This is a genomic window from Vibrio lentus (genome assembly GCF_002875945.1).
In the GTDB taxonomy this organism is placed as follows: domain Bacteria; phylum Pseudomonadota; class Gammaproteobacteria; order Enterobacterales; family Vibrionaceae; genus Vibrio; species Vibrio apostichopi.
In genome coordinates, this window is the sequence record NZ_MCZK01000167.1 from 14426 (window position 1) to 31906 (window position 17481).

Sequence of the window (17481 nt, forward strand, 5' to 3'; positions counted from 1 at the left end):
GTATCTCGTATCTCGTATCTCAAATCCCTTTTCTTCCGCGCACAAAAAAGAGCACCGAAGTGCCCTTACAATATTCTTTTACTAATCGCTAATCGCTAATCGCTAAGGCCTACTGCCAAATAGCTGCAAGTGAATCCATCAATCCGCTGGTTGCACCTTGAGATTGAAGTGTTTGAAGAATGATTGGTGCGAATGTTGTAATCATTGACGAATCCATTCCTAAACCTGAAAAAGCGCTTTCTACCGCACCTTGTGAGCTTAGAACAGATGATAAGCCAGTAGATTCAAGTGAAGACATTCCAGGGATAAGCGACGCAAGTTCTTTATTGTCGGCAGAGCCAAGTGAGTTTTGCGCAAGCGCCAACATTGAACCAATTCCGCCGATAGCTTGATCGCTTGTTACAGACGCTTGGTCGGCAACAGTATCAGCAAGAGGTGTTGTTTCATTTTGTTGAGACCACATATTCACCGCTGCCATTAGTGCAGTTTGTGATAATTGGGAATAGTTGGTATCTGATGATGAACTGGTTTGTTCAGAATCGCTCGTGCTAGCGCAAGAGACTACAGCAAGGCTGCTGAGCATAGTGATGAGTATTTTCTTCATTATTCTTCCTTAAGTAATAAAGTAATCGACCTATTCACTATAAACGAAAAACGGCGATGTAGTCACATCGCCGTTGGATTATTTCAATTTTATTTGCCTATAGTATTTTGTTTTACTAAAGGTTTTTATAAAAATTAAAGAATAGCTAGAAGTTCTACTTCAAATACTAGAGCAGCAAATGGTGGGATTGCAGCACCTGCGCCACGCTCACCGTATGCTAGATCTTGAGGGATGTATAGCTTCCACTTAGAGCCAACAGGCATCATTTGTAGAGCTTGTACCCAACCTTGAATTACGCCAGTTACTGGGAATTCAGCAGGTTGACCACGAGATACAGAGCTGTCGAAAACAGTACCGTCAGTTAGTTCGCCGTGGTAGTGAACACGTACTTGCTTGTCTGCAGTAGGGATTTCGCCAGTACCTTCAGTTAGTACTTCGTACTGAAGACCAGACTCAAGAACTGTTACTTCTGAACGAAGAGCGTTGTCAGATAGGAAAGCTTCGCCGTCAGCAGCTGCTGCTTTAGCTAGTTCTTGACGTGCAGCTTCACCACGAGTGTGTAGCTCTTGTAGTGCGTTGTTGATTTCGTCAACTTCGATAGCTGGCATGTCACCAACTAGAGCTGTTGCGATACCAGCAGCGATTGCGTCAACGTTTAGGCCTTCAAGACCAGAACCAGCAAGTTGTTGGCCCATTTGTAGACCGATACCGTAGCTAGCTTTTTGCTCTACAGTTTCAAATTTTACTTCAGACATGAAAAGTCACTCTTTTTGTCAGTACGAAAAGGGTAAGAATACCAGTATTAGCAGCCTGAATAAACGGCTAGCCCCTGATCACTTACGCTTTACCGTGTCCAAATCACAGCTATGTCAATTTTCTTGCTTTGGTCTCTGTTGTAGCGGAAAGATCTATACTGTTGGTACTTTGGTTTTTATACTGTAGTTATTCAATGTATAGGACGCAGTGGCATGAATCGTCGTCAAAAGAAAAAACAGAAAGTAGACCACTTAGCAGAGTTCAAGGATCGACTGAATCAGGTCAAAGAGAAATTAGGTTCGATCGATATAAAGAAAATGAAAACCTCAACAACACAAACTTGGGGTTCGTTACCGAAATTACACCAACGACTATTGATGGTGATTTCGCCGATCGTATTAATCTTACTTTTTGTGCCGCTACCAGAACCTAAAGTAGACGCTGCTCCAACCACATCGCGCGTTGAGCTTGAGATAAACACCGTTGGCTTAAGCGAACAGCAAAATACTAAGAGCAGTTCATCAGAACCGAGTAACAACAACTGGCAGGAGTACCTGGTTAAGCAGGGCGATACGTTGGCACAGGTATTTCGAAACAACGATTTGCCGTTGTCTGATCTGAATGCGCTAGTACGGATTGAAGGTTCAGACAAGCCACTGAGTCAGATCAGAAAAGGTCAGCTAGTTAGATTCAAGCTCGCCGAAACTGGACAACTGGATATTCTGCAGTTAGAGAAAGGCGACACGTCAGTGATGTTTTTCCGTTTGTCTGACGGTGGTTTTGGCCGCAGCAAATAGGTCTAACGAAGAGCCTTGAGCTATACGCTTTAGTCGACAAAGAGATACGAGAGAAAAGAGCTAACTGTTAGCTCTTTTTTTTGGTCGCTTGAAAGGGGCGAGTGGAAAGATTATGAGCATAATGCCGATAAAGGTTAACGTATCTGGAATCTCATCAAACCATATCGCGCCGATTAGTGCGACGAACACTAAGCCTGAATATTCAGCCAAGGCGATTTGACTAGAATGCGCTTTCTGGTACGCGGAAACAGCAAGGCCGTTATAGCTCAATATGAGCGTTGCGCTGAGTGCGATGTATCCCAAGTGCTCCACAGATACCGGTTGCCAGTATAGGAAGCACAGTATCAATGATGCTGGTATAGAGAATAACGTTGTCCACCACAGCGTAGTGACCACCGTTTGCTCACTCGGAAGCTTTCTTACCAACACATTGAACAGTGCGAGCGTCAGTGCTGTGCCTAATGCAAACAGTGCTGCCCAATGAAATTGCGATGGCCTTAAGACAATCAGTGCACCAATGAAGCCGATAGTGGTTGCTATCACCTTACCCAGTGCGGGTTGCTCTTTGAGTATAAACATCGATAAAGGCAGCATCAACAAGGGTGCGACATAAAATACAGCGTTAGCAGTGGCCAAAGATAAATGGGTAATTGCGACGACCATGCATCCACTGCCAATTAATATCAGCTGTCCGCGTATGATGGTCACTTTGGCTTGCTGTAAGCGTCGTTGTTCCTTTTTCTGCTGTAGCCACAAAGGGGTGATGATGAGCAGAGATATCAACTGTCGGAAGAAAATATACTGAAGAGGTGGCACTTCGCCATTCAATAGTTTTACCGCTACGTCCGAAAGTGAGGCAAACAAGTTACCTGCAATCAGTAATAGAATACCGACAGTGATATTCGACATTACTTCTCTAATCTCATATCGACGTGCGGAATATCGTCTTCCAAGTACATTTCAGAGATCGTCTTGAAGCCGTGGCTCGCATAGAAGTTTTCTAAGTGTTGTTGCGCACCAATATCGATAGTCGTGCTCGGCCAAAGAGCCTCACAGCGTGTTAACGCTTCTTTTATCAATTGATGTCCTAAACCATCACCTCTTGCCGATTGCGTAGTCGCCACTCGGCCGATGCTCGTGTTGTCGTAAGACGTCCCCGGTGGTAACAAGCGTGCACACGCCACTAGCTCTGCATCAGCATAGCCAAGCAAGTGTTCAACACCTGCGATTGTATCTTTACCATCGAGCTCTGGATAAGGGCAATTTTGCTCAACGACGAACACATCTACTCGTAATTTAAGTAGTTGATAAAGCTGTTGTGTTGAAAGTTCAGAGAAGGGAATTGAGTGCCAAGTGATCATGTTTACATCCAGAGGTTATCGATGCTCTGAATGTACTATGTGCGATGATTGTTGGCATTAACTATTGTTAATTCGACCTTTAATTCTGCTCAGACTGATCGCGGTTATTCCTAGGTAAGCGGCAATCTGGTTGTCGTTCAAGCGTTGCTCAAGGTCGGGATAATGTTCGCAGAAAAGTTGATAGCGTTGCTCTGGAGTATAGAGCAGCATAAAGCGTTCTTTGTTTTCCTTATGCATCAGCTGAGTTTCTAACAGCTTTAAATATAGAGGATTGTTTGATGCACGCCACTCGATAACCGCGTTCATTGGCAGTTCTAACATAGTAATTGGTGTGAGTGTTTCTAATAGGTAAGGTGACGCTTGGTTCTTTATCAAACTCTCAAAGCCGATGATCCAATCTTGTTCCCAGTAGAACTCTTTGCTGTATTGCTTACCGTCATTAGTGAGGTAGCAAGCGTGGCACAATCCCTCAAGTACAAAGTAGATTGAGTTCGCCATTTCACCTTGATTGATCAGGATGTGTCTGGTTGGTAGCTCAAGCGGTTTCGCGACGGCTAATAGAGATTCAATCTGACTTTCAGAAAAGTCGAAGCTTTGTAGTTGTTCGATAAAAGAGGTGTGCATGGAAATAACCTAACCCAAATAAGTGTCGAAATCATCGCACTTATTTGAGTATAGGTACAGAGCGGGCTAAATCAGCGTCGAGCATGTTGTTCTAGATAGTCTTGAGCGAGTTCTCTGCCCATGTATTTACCAAGAGTTTTCAATGGTACTTTCTTTAGATTAACCACAATCAAGCCATCCAAGGCATCATTAAATGATGGGTCGACGTTAAAGCACACCAATTTACCATTCATCCCTAGATACTGGCGCAGTAGTACTGGTAGGCCTTTTCCTTGCTCCATACGTGCTAACACTTTAGAGAGCAGAGGAACACTCGCCAATGACGATAACAGGTGATTCTGCCAGAACACATGATTACTGGTATTGAGTGGTGACGAAGGAGAAACTAAATTCGCCTTTTCCTCATCGTAGTGGTGAATCGATAAGGTTGTCGCGATCAACAGGCGAGCATTGTGGCTGTAATCATTACTGATACTGACTGGACCGAATAGATGGGTGTATTGAGGATGACGATACACGAAAGCCGCGATTCCTTTCCATAATAGTAACAGTGAGTTAAGGCTCTTTTGATAAGGCTTGCTCACTACAGAACGCCCAAGTTCAATGCTGTTATCTAGGGTGTCGATGAATTCTTGATTGTAGTTAAACAGGCTACGAGAGTAGAGCTGATCAAGTCCATGTTCTGCGATTAACTTGTCGACTATACCGAGTCGATATGCACCGACTAATTCAGCCTTGGCTTTGTTCCACACAAACAGTTGGTGGTAGTAAAGGTCATACTCATCCAAATCACAGGCAAGCCCGCTGCCTTCACCGACTTCACGGAAGCTCTCTTCTCTGACTCGACCAATCTCGCGCATTAAGTTTGGAATAGATTGGCTTGGTGTACAGTAGACCTCGAAGTCACCTTGCTCGAGCAGTTTCATCTCTTCAGGGAGCGAGCTAATCTCGATGGACAATACTTCTGGTGAGATTGGTGCTATCACTTGAGTGTCAAAAGAGGGGGCATGGACTGCTGCGCTAGGGCTATCTTGTTGACTCATTAGATAGGTATTGAGTCGTAGATAGTTGACGATATCCATCTCTTGTTCGAACGATTTTATTTCCGAATACGGAATCGATGAGCCAATAGAGATAGAGATGGTAGTCGCTTGTTTATTGAGGAGTTCGCGCCCAAGTAAAGCAGTTCGTAGCAGTGGATGGACACGGCCAGCTTGATAGAAAAGCTCACTGTTTTTACCATTGATAAAGATAGGCACTGTAGTGGCTTGATGACGTTTGACGAACTTGGCAACCGATTTGCTCCATTCGATGTCTGTCAGTGTTTTTGCTCCTTTACGGTAACTCGATACTTCGCCCGCAGGGAACACAATCAACAGCCCACCGTCGGCTAAATGACGATTGGCATCTCGAATCGCTTTAGCGTTGGTGCGTTTCGATTCTTTACTATTAAAGACATCGACTCCGATGAAAAGATCATCCAGTTCAGGCAGTCGCTTGAGCAACTCATTCGCTAACACCTTCACATCTTTCCTTACCGATCCTACGAGATCGGCAAGGATCACACCTTCAATCGCGCCGAGCGGGTGGTTAGCCACAATGACTACAGGTCCTTCTTCAGGGATATTATCAGTGGCACCAGCTGAAACAGAATAGTCGATATTCAAAGCCGACAGGGTGTGATGCATGAATTCAAAGCTAGATAACTCATCAGGCCTATCTTGATAGAGCTTATCTAGCTTAGATAGCCCAGTTGCCCACTCGACAACAGACTCACCTAAACCAAAAGGCGTGTAACGTGGTAAACGAAAAGGACTATCAATCATAATGAAGCTACCTTATTGACTAAAGTTGTTTAGGAAACCGTCTTGATTCTTGTAATCTTTCACACTTAAAAATGCACCGCACAGCCACACTAGGCATGCCATACCAAACAGTAATCCACCGTCATAATCGACAATTTCACCCGCTGCATTAAACTCAGGCATTTGAATACCGAGTGGCGTAAACAGATGGAAGAAAATCGCGCCACTCATAATTCCCACACTCATGATGGCACCCAGACCATGCCAACGGGTAAACAACAAAATGGCCGCAATCAATTCAGCGAATCCAATCAAGTAGCCACCGAATGAGCCAAACCAGCTTAAGCCTGACCATGTCGCCAAGGTGCCAAAGATATGCTCAGTCTCGTATGAGCCGGTGAACTTAAAGAACAGCGACTGAATAAACACAAAAGCGATAAATGCTGCCGGAAGATGTTTAGCAGGAGTGAATGTCATGGTTATTCCCTTACTTAATCAGCTGCGGCCAAGCTTTATCGGCTTGTTGAATATGCTCTGCTCGGTCTTGCTCCCAAGTGGTTTGAATTTCTTGGTCGTAGTTCAGATAAAGTTTGTCATCAACTATGGTCCAATACTGTGGATCACCTGGTGCGAAGTCGTTTTTGGCAGAAACGGCCCATGCGCAATAGCCACCATATTGAGGTGCATATTTTTCAGGATTATTAACAAATAAAGTCAGATTCTTTTCAGAAGAGAAATACCAGTCCGCACCTTTGTACTCTGTGCTGAATTTTTTACTGCCTTCAATAGGCTTACCTGAAGTGAAATAAGCCACAGTGTCGTAGCCATCGAGCGCCTTGCTGCTAAAAAATCCGGTGTAGATTTCATCGGCGGCAAATACGTAAGGGCTAACAAGTAGCATGACCATGGTGATTAGTTTTCTCATGATGGACTCCATCTATAGATTAATTGCTGGTGATAAATCGAAGGTAAAACGCTGTTGATTTATCTGGCATGGTTTAATGGGTTCACAAGGCGAGCCGGGTGCGTAAAACATAGAGGCTTGGCCGTGTAGATTGCGTAAGTGTGTAAAGCTCACGGTGTGCGCGTCTTCACGATGCATACAGGTCGCTAAATGAGGCTGTTCGCTGTGATGGTGAGAGTGAAATTGAAGTAAGTTCTGTTGATTCTTCCCCGTTGCCATAAGCTGATCGTATTTTGCTTGTCGGTAGGCTTGCACTCGCTCTAAATCAACACCGGATGAGAAGAGTGGCGAATCGGTTTCGACTATTTTTTGTTGAATGCCATCCCACATATAGGCAATAACCAAACCATGGTGTTGAGTTAAGTTCGGCGCGAAAGCCAGTAAGGTAAACGGGGCAAAAGAGTGCAGGTCGAGCTTATGAAAAGCTTCAGAGAGCTGACTGATATTACGACTCGATGATAGGTTCTTGAGTAACAAACCACGGCTGACCAAAAGTCCATCAGGTACGATGCCTTGATAGTTATTGAGTAGGCATAACGAAAGCCCGAACTCATTGATACTGATCCAGCTACCACCACCGGTTGGGTCGAGTGGCATGATGATATCGACGCCGTTAACTCGATATTGTTTAGGTGGCATCGCCAATGCCCGTGTCTTTTGTTCATCACGATTAAAAAAGACCTGATAGCCATTGTCTTCAAGCAGCCAAGATACTGAACACATGATTATTGCTCCCTCAAATAGCTGCTGGTGGTTGGGGCATAACCAAAGGTGTTGCATGTTTCGACATCAAGAAAGGTCGTGATCACTTTGATCATCGCGTAATGATGATTGGCATGCAGCGCGGCAAAGGTGACTTCTCTTTCTAGCGTAGAAGGCAGGCTGGCGAATACTTGTGTATCCATCGAAACTTCGGTTTGGATCATGATAGGCGCTTCGAGATCTCGACGGTCTAATCGTTCAAGCCAGTTGATCACGTAATGGATCTCTTTCAATGCAATCGACCTGTCGAATTCGACGGGGTGACCACGACGACGAGTGTTGTAATCAACGGTCGCATTCTCTTTTAAAATCAGAGCATGAAAAAGATCGAGCGTGTGACGAGTATGCTCACCAATAGAACTTGTGACGTGCGGCTTTGCTCGTGTCAGATAGTCGCTGTCAGATATCGCTAACAAAAACTCTAAACCCTGATTCAATATCTCTACCGCTCCCTTGATACTAGGAGAGAAAGAAGTGAGGGCGCTCGGTTGGGCTATGGGGTTCATTCATGATCCTCGTACAAAGTTAATCGGTGGTCGGATATTGTTGAACAAGACGTCGCTCTTCTTGCCACGCGTTAAACAGGCTCTTAAAGGAAGGAGGCTGGTGGCCTCGCTGTTTTTGCTGAGCGCCAATATCAAAAAGAATGCGGTATTGCAGAAGTAGCGTAGAAAATATCTCTCGCAATGGTGTGTTGCGATCCCAGATATGCCCAGCCTCACTGCTTGCGCCATTGACCTCAAGGATAGTGAAATCCTCGCCGTTCATTAGGCTGTGCATGTCCTTGAATTTGACGTCGAGTCGACCAAAGTGGAAACCATCGAAGTCGTCGAATATCTCATCTAAGCGTTCAGTTAAAGCCTGAGTGATGTATTGGTTGCCGTCTCGGAAGATACAGCCACGGCTATGGCTACCTGCGAACGCAAGTTGGAACTCTTCGCCCTCTGCGAGCACTTGACCCAATTTATCTTGATGTCTTGGCAAATACAGGTGACTAAGCTGCCCAGCACGCGGGCTATTTTCAATTAACTGTTTGAGTGTCGAGCTGCCATCACCCACTACCATTGGCGCATACTTGAGTGTGATCGAGATGATCTCGCCTTGCTTTTTGTTTGGGTAACGAACATAGAAAACCCCCGCTTCAGCTTGATAAGGCGCCTTTTCTTGCAATAGAAAGCGAGCACCATTTGGGAAAGATTCAACATACTGTTCAAGTTGATCTTGTGTGTTGATCAGCTTAACGCCAACACCTCGACAGCCAAGATCCGGTTTAGCCACAATCGGGAAATCGAGATCCGATTGTATGAGTGCACTGCGTGCATCTTCAGCTTGTTTCTTACTGCTGAGATCCGTTTTGGTTAGGGTGATAAACGGAGAGATCCAGCGCTGACTCGATGATCCGGCAAGGCTCAGTATTTCGTGTTTTGATTCGCCTACCATGCCGCTTAGCTTGATGCTCGGGTTGGCGATGAGCGGCAGCGCCCAGTCAAAGTGCCGTAACCCTTGCATCAGGCTTTGAATCACCACTGGCGTGTAGAAGAACCACGTTGGAAGAAACTCATAAGGAGAGACACTGCGCACGGTATCTTTTTCAAGCAAGGGCATGCCTGCATTGATTTGATGTGCTGGAATGATGCGAATATCTTGCGGTGAACTCATGATAATCCTCTAGAGTAGGTTTTATTCATTAATCGATTGCCGATAAACAACAAAGCGATGGCACACGGGATGATGATCCATTGATATTCAGAGGCTTGCAGCCACGCTGATGTCCCTAAATAGTAGATGGCAGAGAAGACAATGCCAGTCCAGATCGCGGTGGCACTAATAACGGCAAACAAGAAAGTAGGCAGTGGGATGGCGAAAAAGCCACTTAAGGTAAAACCAACGGTACGAAGCCCAGGAATAAAGCGGATGACAAAAAGACTGCTGAAAGCGTTTTGACGTAATTTAGTGCGAAGCGCACGAAAGTATCGGTTGGTGAGGGCTTTGTAACGAACGCCTCGGAAATAACGTCCTGATTTACCTAGGTAATAGAGGCCGAGATCACCTGTGGCAATGCCGATAAAAATAGCAAGCAGCGCATATTGAGGAAGTATGAGACCTTGAGTCGCTAAACCTGCCGCTGTAACAATCGCCAGATCTTCAAGCAGATAAGAAAGCGCAATAATGCCAAGCATCAGCCATAGCAGCGATTCTTCTCCTGTATTTAACCATGCTTGAATGCTCTCGACGGTGCTCATTAAATGTCCTTATCTATCCTATAAATGAATGGCTTATTGGCCATTCATTGAGTGTAGTAAATTAAATAGACAGGAGGAGCAGAGAAAAACTTACAGCGGATTAGCGTTTTTTTGTAGGGGCTTAAATCGATTGACGGTTTGAGTCGTGCTGTTTGGATGCTGAATCAGCGGGCGTTTACGGTGACAAAAGTAGGTCGGTGGAGGCGATTTCTAAATAACAAAAGAAAAAGGCTGAGTCGTTAAACTCAGCCTTTCAGAACGTTAACTATGGATTACTGGGTAATCTATTTAGTTAGGTCAATCTGGTAAACAGCAAAACCAACATCGTCAGTCGCAACACGTTTCATCGGGTATTGACCCTTTTCTTTGATGAACTCTGCCGCTTTGTCGCTTGGAGATGTTTCAAAGCGGATATCTAGTTTGTTATCCGTTTTGATTGGCGCAAATGACCAGTTGTTATCAGCTGTTGGGCTAACTTGACCTTGCTCTTTGCTTACGCGAGAGATGTAGTTTGCAAGAACAGTACGGTTCTCATCTGGAGCATCAAATGCGATGAAGTCTTCACCCGTGCCTGGGAACTTAGCACTGTACGCACGGTAGTTGTTGGTTGCGATCAGGAAGTCTTGCTTCATGTCGATTGGCTTACCTTGGTAAGTTAGGCCAACAATACGTTGTGAGTCAGGGTTAACGACTTTACAGTTTGCATCGTATTTCGCAGGTTGAGTTACGTCGATTTGGTAATCAACACCGTCGATAACATCGAAGTTGTAAGTACGGAAATTATCCCACTCGATCAACTGTTGTGGTGCTGTTGAGTTAACATCAACTTGGTTGAACTGACCAGCAGAACACTCAAGCCACTCTTTTACTTCGTGGCCTGTTACCTTCATCGCGACTAGCGTGTTCGGGTAAAGGTACAAGTCAGCTGCGTTACGGAATGTCAGTTGACCAGATTCAACTTCAGTGAAGTTCGCTGGGTCATTCTTACGACCACCGGCTTTAAATGGTGCAGCTGCAGAAAGTACTGGCGTACCATCTAGGTCTGGGTCGCCTTGGATGAACTGTTCAACGTAATCTTTCTGTGCAAGGTTAACGATTTGTACTGTTGGATCGTCTTGCACTAGAGATAGGAAGCTGTACATCACGTCGTCTGCTTTACCAATCGGTTGGTTAACAAATTCACGAGTACCTGCGTGGTCTTTTTCTAGTGCTGTTACGATGCCTTCATCAGCTGCAGCAAGCGACTTCTTCTCGATCTTGTCGTAGATAGGGCGAGCTTCTGATTGGCCTTTAACGACTTCCCACTTACCGTCTTTTTGCGCAAGTGTTAGATCCATAACACCAACGTGGCTACCCCAACGACCTGGCATTACTGCCGCAACGCCGTTCATTGTGCCAGTTTCGTTATCGATGCCTTGGATGTCATCAAAACCTTTACCTGGGAACACTGCGTGAGAGTGGCCGAATGCGATTGCATCAATGCCATCTACTTCAGATAGGTAGAACGTTGAGTTCTCTTCGCCATTTTTGTATGGGTCAGTTGATACGCCTGAGTGAGGGATAGCAACGATAACTTCAGCGCCTTCCGCTTTCATTTGAGGTACTAACTCGTTAGCTGTCTCAATGATGTCACGAGCGATCACTTTGCCTTCTAGGTTCTTCTTATCCCACGTCATGATTTGTGGTGGAACAAAACCGATGTAACCCACTTTTACTTCATGCTCTACGCCTGCTGTATCTTCAAACGTGTGCGTCTTGATGATGTAAGGCGTGAAGTAGTGTTCTTTGGTTTCTGCGTCGTAAACGTTAGCACTGATGTATGGGAAATCAGCGTCATTGATCGACTCTTCTAGGAACTCAAGACCGTAGTTGAATTCGTGGTTACCTAGGTTTGCAGCGTCGTAGCTTAGTTGATTCATTGCTTTATATGCAGGGTGAACTTCGCCCGCTTCGATGCCTTTATCTGCCATGTAGTCACCCATTGGGCTACCTTGCAGCAAGTCACCGTTATCAACTAATACGCTGTTGGTTACTTCGCTTTGAGCTTCTTTTACTAGAGTTGCAGTACGTGCTAAGCCAATTTTTTTCGATGGCTTGTCTTTGTAGTAGTCGTAATCCATTAGGTTGGTATGGATATCCGTCGTTTCTACGACACGTAATTTAATCACTTCATCGGTATCTGGTGTTGTTGTGCAGCCTGCTAGAGTCAAACCAAGACCCGCAAGTACAGCCAATGATAAAGGTTTCATTGCAACTTTCATTTTGTAGCTCCAAAGTGGATAGTAGAAAATTCGTTGCGTAATGTAACAAAACCGAATGAAACAATGATTACAACGAATGTTAATTCGTGACTTAGATCGATTACTTTATGGTGTTCTGCAAGACGCCTCCCAAACCTGCTCAATCAATGTACAAATCACATCGATAGTATTAGTCCATTCATTTCACCTATTTATCGATGAATCTCATCCCTTATCAGCTTTTCGAATAAAAAATGAAATTTTAGAATTTCCAGTAATATGAGAGGCTCGTCATAATGCCTATATCAAGGACGTATCAGGCAGATGAATAGCAAGGATAGCTCAAAACGAAGCTTCTGTTTTCTTCTAGTGCCAATACTCCCATTCACTCAAGTGGATGAGTTAAATCCCTTGCTTGGCAAGACCAAGTAATGAATTGCTCGTACTGCGAGCCTTAAAGGAAGCACTGAAATGGACCAAGAACGTTTAACCCACCTAAAACAGCTTGAAGCGGAAAGTATTCATATTATCCGTGAAGTTGCTGCTGAGTTTGATAACCCAGTGATGATGTACTCCATCGGTAAAGATTCTTCTGTGATGCTTCATTTAGCTCGCAAAGCGTTTTATCCAGGCAAGATTCCATTCCCACTATTACACGTTGATACGGATTGGAAATTCCGCGAGATGATTGAGTTTCGTGATCGTACGGCTAAAAAGTACGGCTTCGACCTTTTAGTACATAAGAACCCAGAAGGTATTGAGATGGGATGTAGCCCATTCGTACATGGTTCTTCCAAGCACACTGACATCATGAAAACTCAAGGCCTTAAGCAGGCGTTAAACAAGTACGGGTTCGATGCCGCTTTTGGTGGTGCGCGTCGTGATGAAGAAAAATCTCGAGCGAAAGAGCGTGTTTATTCTTTCCGCGACAAGAACCACACATGGGATCCAAAAAACCAGCGCCCTGAACTTTGGCATACCTATAACGGCCAGGTTAATAAAGGCGAAAGCATTCGTGTATTCCCGCTATCTAACTGGACTGAGCTCGATATCTGGCAATACATCTACCTAGAGAGCATCGATATTGTTCCACTTTACCTTTCAGACAAACGTCCTGTGGTTGAGCGTGATGGCATGTTGATCATGGTTGATGATGACCGTATGGAGCTGCAAGAAGGTGAAGTGATTGAAGAGAAAAGCGTTCGCTTCCGTACTTTGGGTTGTTACCCACTGACCGGAGCCGTTGAATCTGAGGCGAACACGCTAACAGGCATTATTGAAGAGATGCTGGTGGCAACATCCAGTGAGCGTCAAGGTCGAGCGATTGACCATGATCAGTCGGGCTCAATGGAGCTGAAAAAGCGCCAAGGTTATTTCTAAGAATCTAAGGAAAGAAAAATGAATAGTGCAGTAGAAGCCGAATTGGCTGAACTAGGGATTGAAGGTTATCTAAGTCAGCATCAGCATAAATCTATGCTTAGATTTTTAACTTGTGGCTCGGTAGACGATGGTAAAAGTACGTTAATCGGTCGCTTGCTCCATGATACAAAACAGATTTATGAAGATCAGCTAGCAGCGGTTCACTCAGATAGCCAACGAGTGGGTACTACGGGTGAGAAACCTGATTTGGCACTGCTTGTTGATGGCTTGCAGGCTGAGCGTGAGCAAGGCATCACGATCGACGTGGCTTACCGCTACTTCTCGACGCAAAAGCGTAAATTCATTATTGCTGATACCCCAGGGCATGAGCAGTACACACGTAACATGGCAACAGGCGCTTCAACGTGTGATCTGGCTGTGATCCTGATTGATGCTCGCAAGGGTGTACTGGATCAAACACGTCGTCACTCGTTTATTTCTAACCTACTTGGTTTGAAGCATTTCATCGTCGCAGTCAACAAAATGGATCTCGTCGAGTACTCGCAAGATCGTTTTGAGGAGATTCGCGATCAGTATCTAGAGTTTGCAGAAAACTTAGAGGGTGAGACCAACATTCAGATCTTGCCCGTTTCGGCACTTGAAGGCATTAACGTTGCTGCACCAAGTAAAGAGCTTGCATGGTTCGAAGGCCCATCTCTATTGGAGGTACTAGAGAACGTCGACATTGACCAAAAACGCTCTGCGGGTGAATTCCGATTCCCAGTGCAGTACGTCAATCGTCCTAACCTAGATTTCCGAGGCTTTGCCGGCACAGTGGCTTCAGGTCGTGTCAGCGTGGGTGATGAAATCAAGGCGTTGCCTTCAGGTAAAACCTCTAAGGTGGCAAGCATTGTGACCTTTGATGGTGAACTTGAATCAGCACAAGCGGGCTTGGCGGTAACGCTGACTCTTGAAGATGAGATCGATATCAGTCGTGGCGATTTGATTGTGTTGGAAAATGCGCAAATTGAATCCACCAACCATGTATTGGCAGATATCGTGTGGATGACAGAACAACCACTGCAACCGGGTAAAGCTTACGACATCAAAATCGCAGGCAAGAAAACCGTCGGTCAGGTTGAAACGGTTCGTCACCAATATGACATCAACAACCTGTCGACCCACGCTGTCGATGAGTTACCACTGAATGGTATTGGCTTGTGTGAGTGGTCTTTGAACGAGACTGTCGCATTGGATAAATACCGTGAGAGTGCGGATACCGGTGGTTTCATCGTTATCGACCGTCTAACCAACGTGACGGTTGGTGCGGGTTTGATTCGAGACCGTTTGGACTCTGTTGAACAGCAAGTCGGTAACTTCTCTGCATTTGAACTTGAGTTCAATGCTCTGGTTCGTAAGCATTTTCCTCATTGGGATGCCAAAGATTTAAGCCAACTACTGAAGTCATAAACGACCAAGCAACAGCTTATTGAATCAGGCGGAAACTCATTGTTTCCGCCATAAAGGACGGGTATATGTGGCAACAAGGATTTGTATTAGCGATTTTGCTCGGCATCATTACTTGCCTGCTCGTTACCCGTATTAAGCCAAGCTTTATCTTTGCTGGCGCGGCGTTTATTGCTTTTATGGCTGGTATGATCGACTTGTCGAGCTTAGCCAATAACTTCACTAACTCCTCGTTACTGACTTTAATTCTTTTGATCCTCGCCTCAAGTGCGTTGGAGAAAACTCGCTTAATCAGCTGGGTTAGCCGCAATATCTCTGAAGGTAGGCTAGGTACCGTGGTTGCGAAGTTGGGTATTTCCACAGCGTTACTTTCTTCTTTTACCAATAATACGGCGGTGGTTGTCTCTTTGATCGGAGCGATCAAACGTAATCAGCAACATGCGCCATCTAAACTGCTTATCCCTCTGTCATACGCTGCCATCTTAGGTGGAACGCTGACATTGATCGGCACTTCAACTAATTTGATCATCAATAGCTTTGTTGAAGATGCAGGATTGCCGAGTTTAAACTTTTTCACACCAACCTTGATCGGTTTAGCGGTCTTGGTCGGTGGTGTGTTGATCCTTATCCCTCTGAGTTACTTCTTACCAAGCTACGATGATGGTTCCCAAGATGATCTGCCTTACTTTCTAGAAGCTAGAGTTGAGCCCGGCTCACCGTTAGTTGGCCGCAGTGTAAGCGAAAATAATCTTAGAGCTCTGAGAAAATTGTTCTTAGCGGAAGTGATTCGAGACGGTAAAACAACAGCGTCTATAGACCCTGACTTCATACTGCAAGCTCGTGACCGACTGTTGTTTTGTGGCGACGTTGAAAGCGTAGCGACACTGCAAGAAATTCAAGGATTAACTCTGTTTGGTCAGCATCACCTTAACGGCCAGAGTTTTGTTGAGGTCGTGGTGAGTTCGTCGGCAAGCTTCTGTAATAAAACCCTGAAAACCAGCCAGTTCAGAGATCGTTTTGATGCGGTTGTGGTTGCTATTCGTCGCGGTCATGAACGCCTAGAAGGTGGCCTTGGAAACATCACACTAACCGCTGGGGATACCTTGATTTTGGTTCCCGGTAAGCGTTTTGAAGAGCAGCGTCAACAACACAACAAAGAGTTTGTGTTGATGAATGACTTGGACTCGAGTGCCAAGCTTGATGCGGATAAATCGACGTTTGTATTGCTCGGTTTTGCCAGTGTGATTGGTTTAGCCCTTGCTGAAGTCGTACCGATTATCAAAGGGCTGGCTGGTTTCTTACTGTTGCTGGTGGCCTTTGGCGTGGTGCAACTTGGTGAGCTTCGTCGCCGTTTTCCGGTTGATATTGTGGTGATCGTTGGCTCTGCACTTTCTATTGCTCAACTGATGATTTCATCGGGTTTGTCTGAGCGTATGGGGCTGATGTTTATGGAAGCCTTTAATGGCTGGGGCGTGTTCGGTGCGTTAGTTGCGACCTATTTCATGACCTTGGTTCTGACTGAGTTAGTGACCAATAATGCGGCTGCAGCACTCTCGTTCCCAATTGGCTACAGCATGGCTATCGGCTATGGCGTTGACCCTATGCCATTCATTATGGCGGTTCTGTTTGGTGCCAGCGCCAGCTTTATTTCGCCATACGGCTACCAAACCAATTTACTTGTTTATAGCGTAGGTAATTATCATCTCACCGATTATCTACGTATCGGCATCCCAATCTCGATTGTCTATTCGGGCTTGGTGCTGACCCTAATTCCTTACTTTTTCCCATTTTAATGCTGTTTATTTAAAGGACTAATTATGACCGCAGTACTCAAACCAAAAGATGAGAATGTTGTGTGGCATCAACACTCGATTGATAAAGCATTCCGCTCTAATCTGAAATCACAAAAGCCAGCCGTGCTCTGGTTCACGGGATTATCTGGTTCTGGGAAGTCAACAGTCGCTGGAGCATTAGAAAACCGCTTGGCACAGCTTGGTTACCATACTTACTTATTGGATGGCGATAATGTTCGTCACGGATTATGTAGCGATCTTGGTTTCTCTGAGCAAGACCGTCGAGAGAATATTCGTCGTATTGGTGAACTTGCTAAATTGATGGCGGATGCGGGTTTGATCGTATTGTCTGCGTTTATTTCTCCACATCAAGCGGAGAGACAGTTGGTGCGTGATTTATTGCCTGAAGGTGAGTTTCTAGAGGTGTTTGTTAATACGCCTCTTGAGGTTTGCGAACAGCGCGATCCTAAAGGTTTGTATAAGAAAGCGCGCGCTGGAGAAATCCCGAATTTTACTGGCATTAGCTCAGTGTACGAAGCGCCTCAGAACCCTGAGATAGATCTACCTGCGGGTGAGAAGACACTCGATGAACTGGTCGAATTGTGTATTGATGCTTTAGAGAAGCGTAATATTTTAGCCAATTGAGATCGTTGGTATGACTAAGGCTACTCGCCTGCTTATCTGCTTATTCATGATGGATAAATAG

At 45.2% G+C, this 17481-nt stretch carries 18 protein-coding genes; 5 read left to right on the forward strand and 13 right to left on the reverse strand.

All coding sequences use genetic code 11. The features are described 5' to 3' along the window. Window positions 1-109 precede the first annotated feature (109 nt). Both BCT49_RS21680 and BCT49_RS21685 read right to left on the reverse strand, forming a co-directional pair. The gene (locus tag BCT49_RS21680; RefSeq protein ID WP_102438099.1) at window positions 110-604 is read right to left on the reverse strand and encodes a DUF2780 domain-containing protein; all 495 of its coding nucleotides are present in this window, start codon (window positions 602-604) and stop codon (window positions 110-112) included. Between the two features lie 134 nt (window positions 605-738). Next, window positions 739-1359: an FKBP-type peptidyl-prolyl cis-trans isomerase gene (locus tag BCT49_RS21685; protein ID WP_017107729.1), complete on the reverse strand. Its 621-nt coding sequence runs from the start codon at window positions 1357-1359 to the stop codon at window positions 739-741. 213 nt (window positions 1360-1572) lie between these two features. Between BCT49_RS21685 and BCT49_RS21690 the strand changes: the two genes are divergently transcribed. Further along, the gene (locus tag BCT49_RS21690) at window positions 1573-2157 is read left to right on the forward strand and encodes a LysM-like peptidoglycan-binding domain-containing protein (RefSeq protein ID WP_102438102.1); all 585 of its coding nucleotides are present in this window, start codon (window positions 1573-1575) and stop codon (window positions 2155-2157) included. 60 nt (window positions 2158-2217) lie between these two features. Here BCT49_RS21690 and BCT49_RS21695 read toward each other — a convergent pair whose 3' ends face one another. From BCT49_RS21695 to BCT49_RS21745, 11 genes are all read right to left on the reverse strand, one after another. Then, the gene (locus BCT49_RS21695; RefSeq protein WP_102438104.1) at window positions 2218-3066 is read right to left on the reverse strand and encodes a DMT family transporter; all 849 of its coding nucleotides are present in this window, start codon (window positions 3064-3066) and stop codon (window positions 2218-2220) included. Next, window positions 3066-3518, reverse strand: coding sequence for a GNAT family N-acetyltransferase (locus tag BCT49_RS21700; protein ID WP_102438106.1), 453 nt, complete (start codon window positions 3516-3518; stop codon window positions 3066-3068). Before BCT49_RS21700 ends, BCT49_RS21695 begins: the two co-directional genes overlap by 1 nt. Window positions 3519-3575: 57 nt before the next feature. Continuing rightward, window positions 3576-4142: a Crp/Fnr family transcriptional regulator gene (locus BCT49_RS21705; protein WP_009847775.1), complete on the reverse strand. Its 567-nt coding sequence runs from the start codon at window positions 4140-4142 to the stop codon at window positions 3576-3578. Between the two features lie 71 nt (window positions 4143-4213). Then, on the reverse strand, window positions 4214-5968 hold the full coding sequence (locus tag BCT49_RS21710; RefSeq protein WP_102438109.1) for a lysophospholipid acyltransferase family protein: 1755 nt from the start codon (window positions 5966-5968) through the stop codon (window positions 4214-4216). A 12-nt stretch (window positions 5969-5980) separates the two neighbouring features. Continuing rightward, the gene (locus BCT49_RS21715; RefSeq protein WP_102438111.1) at window positions 5981-6424 is read right to left on the reverse strand and encodes a hypothetical protein; all 444 of its coding nucleotides are present in this window, start codon (window positions 6422-6424) and stop codon (window positions 5981-5983) included. 10 nt (window positions 6425-6434) lie between these two features. Next, complete coding sequence (locus BCT49_RS21720; protein ID WP_102438113.1) at window positions 6435-6872, reverse strand: YHS domain-containing (seleno)protein; 438 nt, start codon at window positions 6870-6872, stop codon at window positions 6435-6437. 12 nt (window positions 6873-6884) lie between these two features. After that, window positions 6885-7634 carry an NRDE family protein gene (locus BCT49_RS21725; RefSeq protein ID WP_102340810.1) on the reverse strand — a complete coding sequence of 250 codons (750 nt, stop codon included), beginning with the start codon at window positions 7632-7634 and terminating at the stop codon, window positions 6885-6887. 2 nt (window positions 7635-7636) lie between these two features. Continuing rightward, window positions 7637-8179 (reverse strand): DinB family protein, encoded by a 543-nt coding sequence (locus tag BCT49_RS21730; RefSeq protein ID WP_017078811.1) that lies wholly within the window; start codon window positions 8177-8179, stop codon window positions 7637-7639. A gap of 19 nt (window positions 8180-8198) precedes the next feature. Beyond that, a complete protein-coding gene (locus BCT49_RS21735; RefSeq protein ID WP_102438115.1) occupies window positions 8199-9332 on the reverse strand; it encodes an ATP-grasp domain-containing protein in 1134 nt (377 codons plus the stop codon). After that, window positions 9329-9916: a DedA family protein gene (locus tag BCT49_RS21740; protein ID WP_102438117.1), complete on the reverse strand. Its 588-nt coding sequence runs from the start codon at window positions 9914-9916 to the stop codon at window positions 9329-9331. Before BCT49_RS21740 ends, BCT49_RS21735 begins: the two co-directional genes overlap by 4 nt. A 284-nt stretch (window positions 9917-10200) precedes the next feature. Continuing rightward, window positions 10201-12177 carry a bifunctional 2',3'-cyclic-nucleotide 2'-phosphodiesterase/3'-nucleotidase gene (locus BCT49_RS21745; RefSeq protein ID WP_102280927.1) on the reverse strand — a complete coding sequence of 659 codons (1977 nt, stop codon included), beginning with the start codon at window positions 12175-12177 and terminating at the stop codon, window positions 10201-10203. 414 nt (window positions 12178-12591) lie between these two features. Between BCT49_RS21745 and cysD the strand changes: the two genes are divergently transcribed. The 4 genes from cysD (at window position 12592) to cysC (ending at window position 17420) form a co-directional block, all read left to right on the forward strand. Continuing rightward, entirely contained in the window at window positions 12592-13536 is a 945-nt protein-coding gene (gene cysD, locus BCT49_RS21750; RefSeq protein ID WP_226974827.1) for a sulfate adenylyltransferase subunit CysD, read from the forward strand. An 18-nt stretch (window positions 13537-13554) separates the two neighbouring features. After that, window positions 13555-14985, forward strand: a complete 1431-nt coding sequence (cysN, locus tag BCT49_RS21755; RefSeq protein WP_004735272.1) for a sulfate adenylyltransferase subunit CysN — start codon at window positions 13555-13557, stop codon at window positions 14983-14985. 65 nt (window positions 14986-15050) lie between these two features. Beyond that, window positions 15051-16775: an SLC13 family permease gene (locus BCT49_RS21760; protein WP_009847766.1), complete on the forward strand. Its 1725-nt coding sequence runs from the start codon at window positions 15051-15053 to the stop codon at window positions 16773-16775. 24 nt (window positions 16776-16799) lie between these two features. After that, window positions 16800-17420, forward strand: coding sequence for an adenylyl-sulfate kinase (cysC, locus tag BCT49_RS21765; protein ID WP_017107743.1), 621 nt, complete (start codon window positions 16800-16802; stop codon window positions 17418-17420). Window positions 17421-17481: the final 61 nt, after the last annotated feature.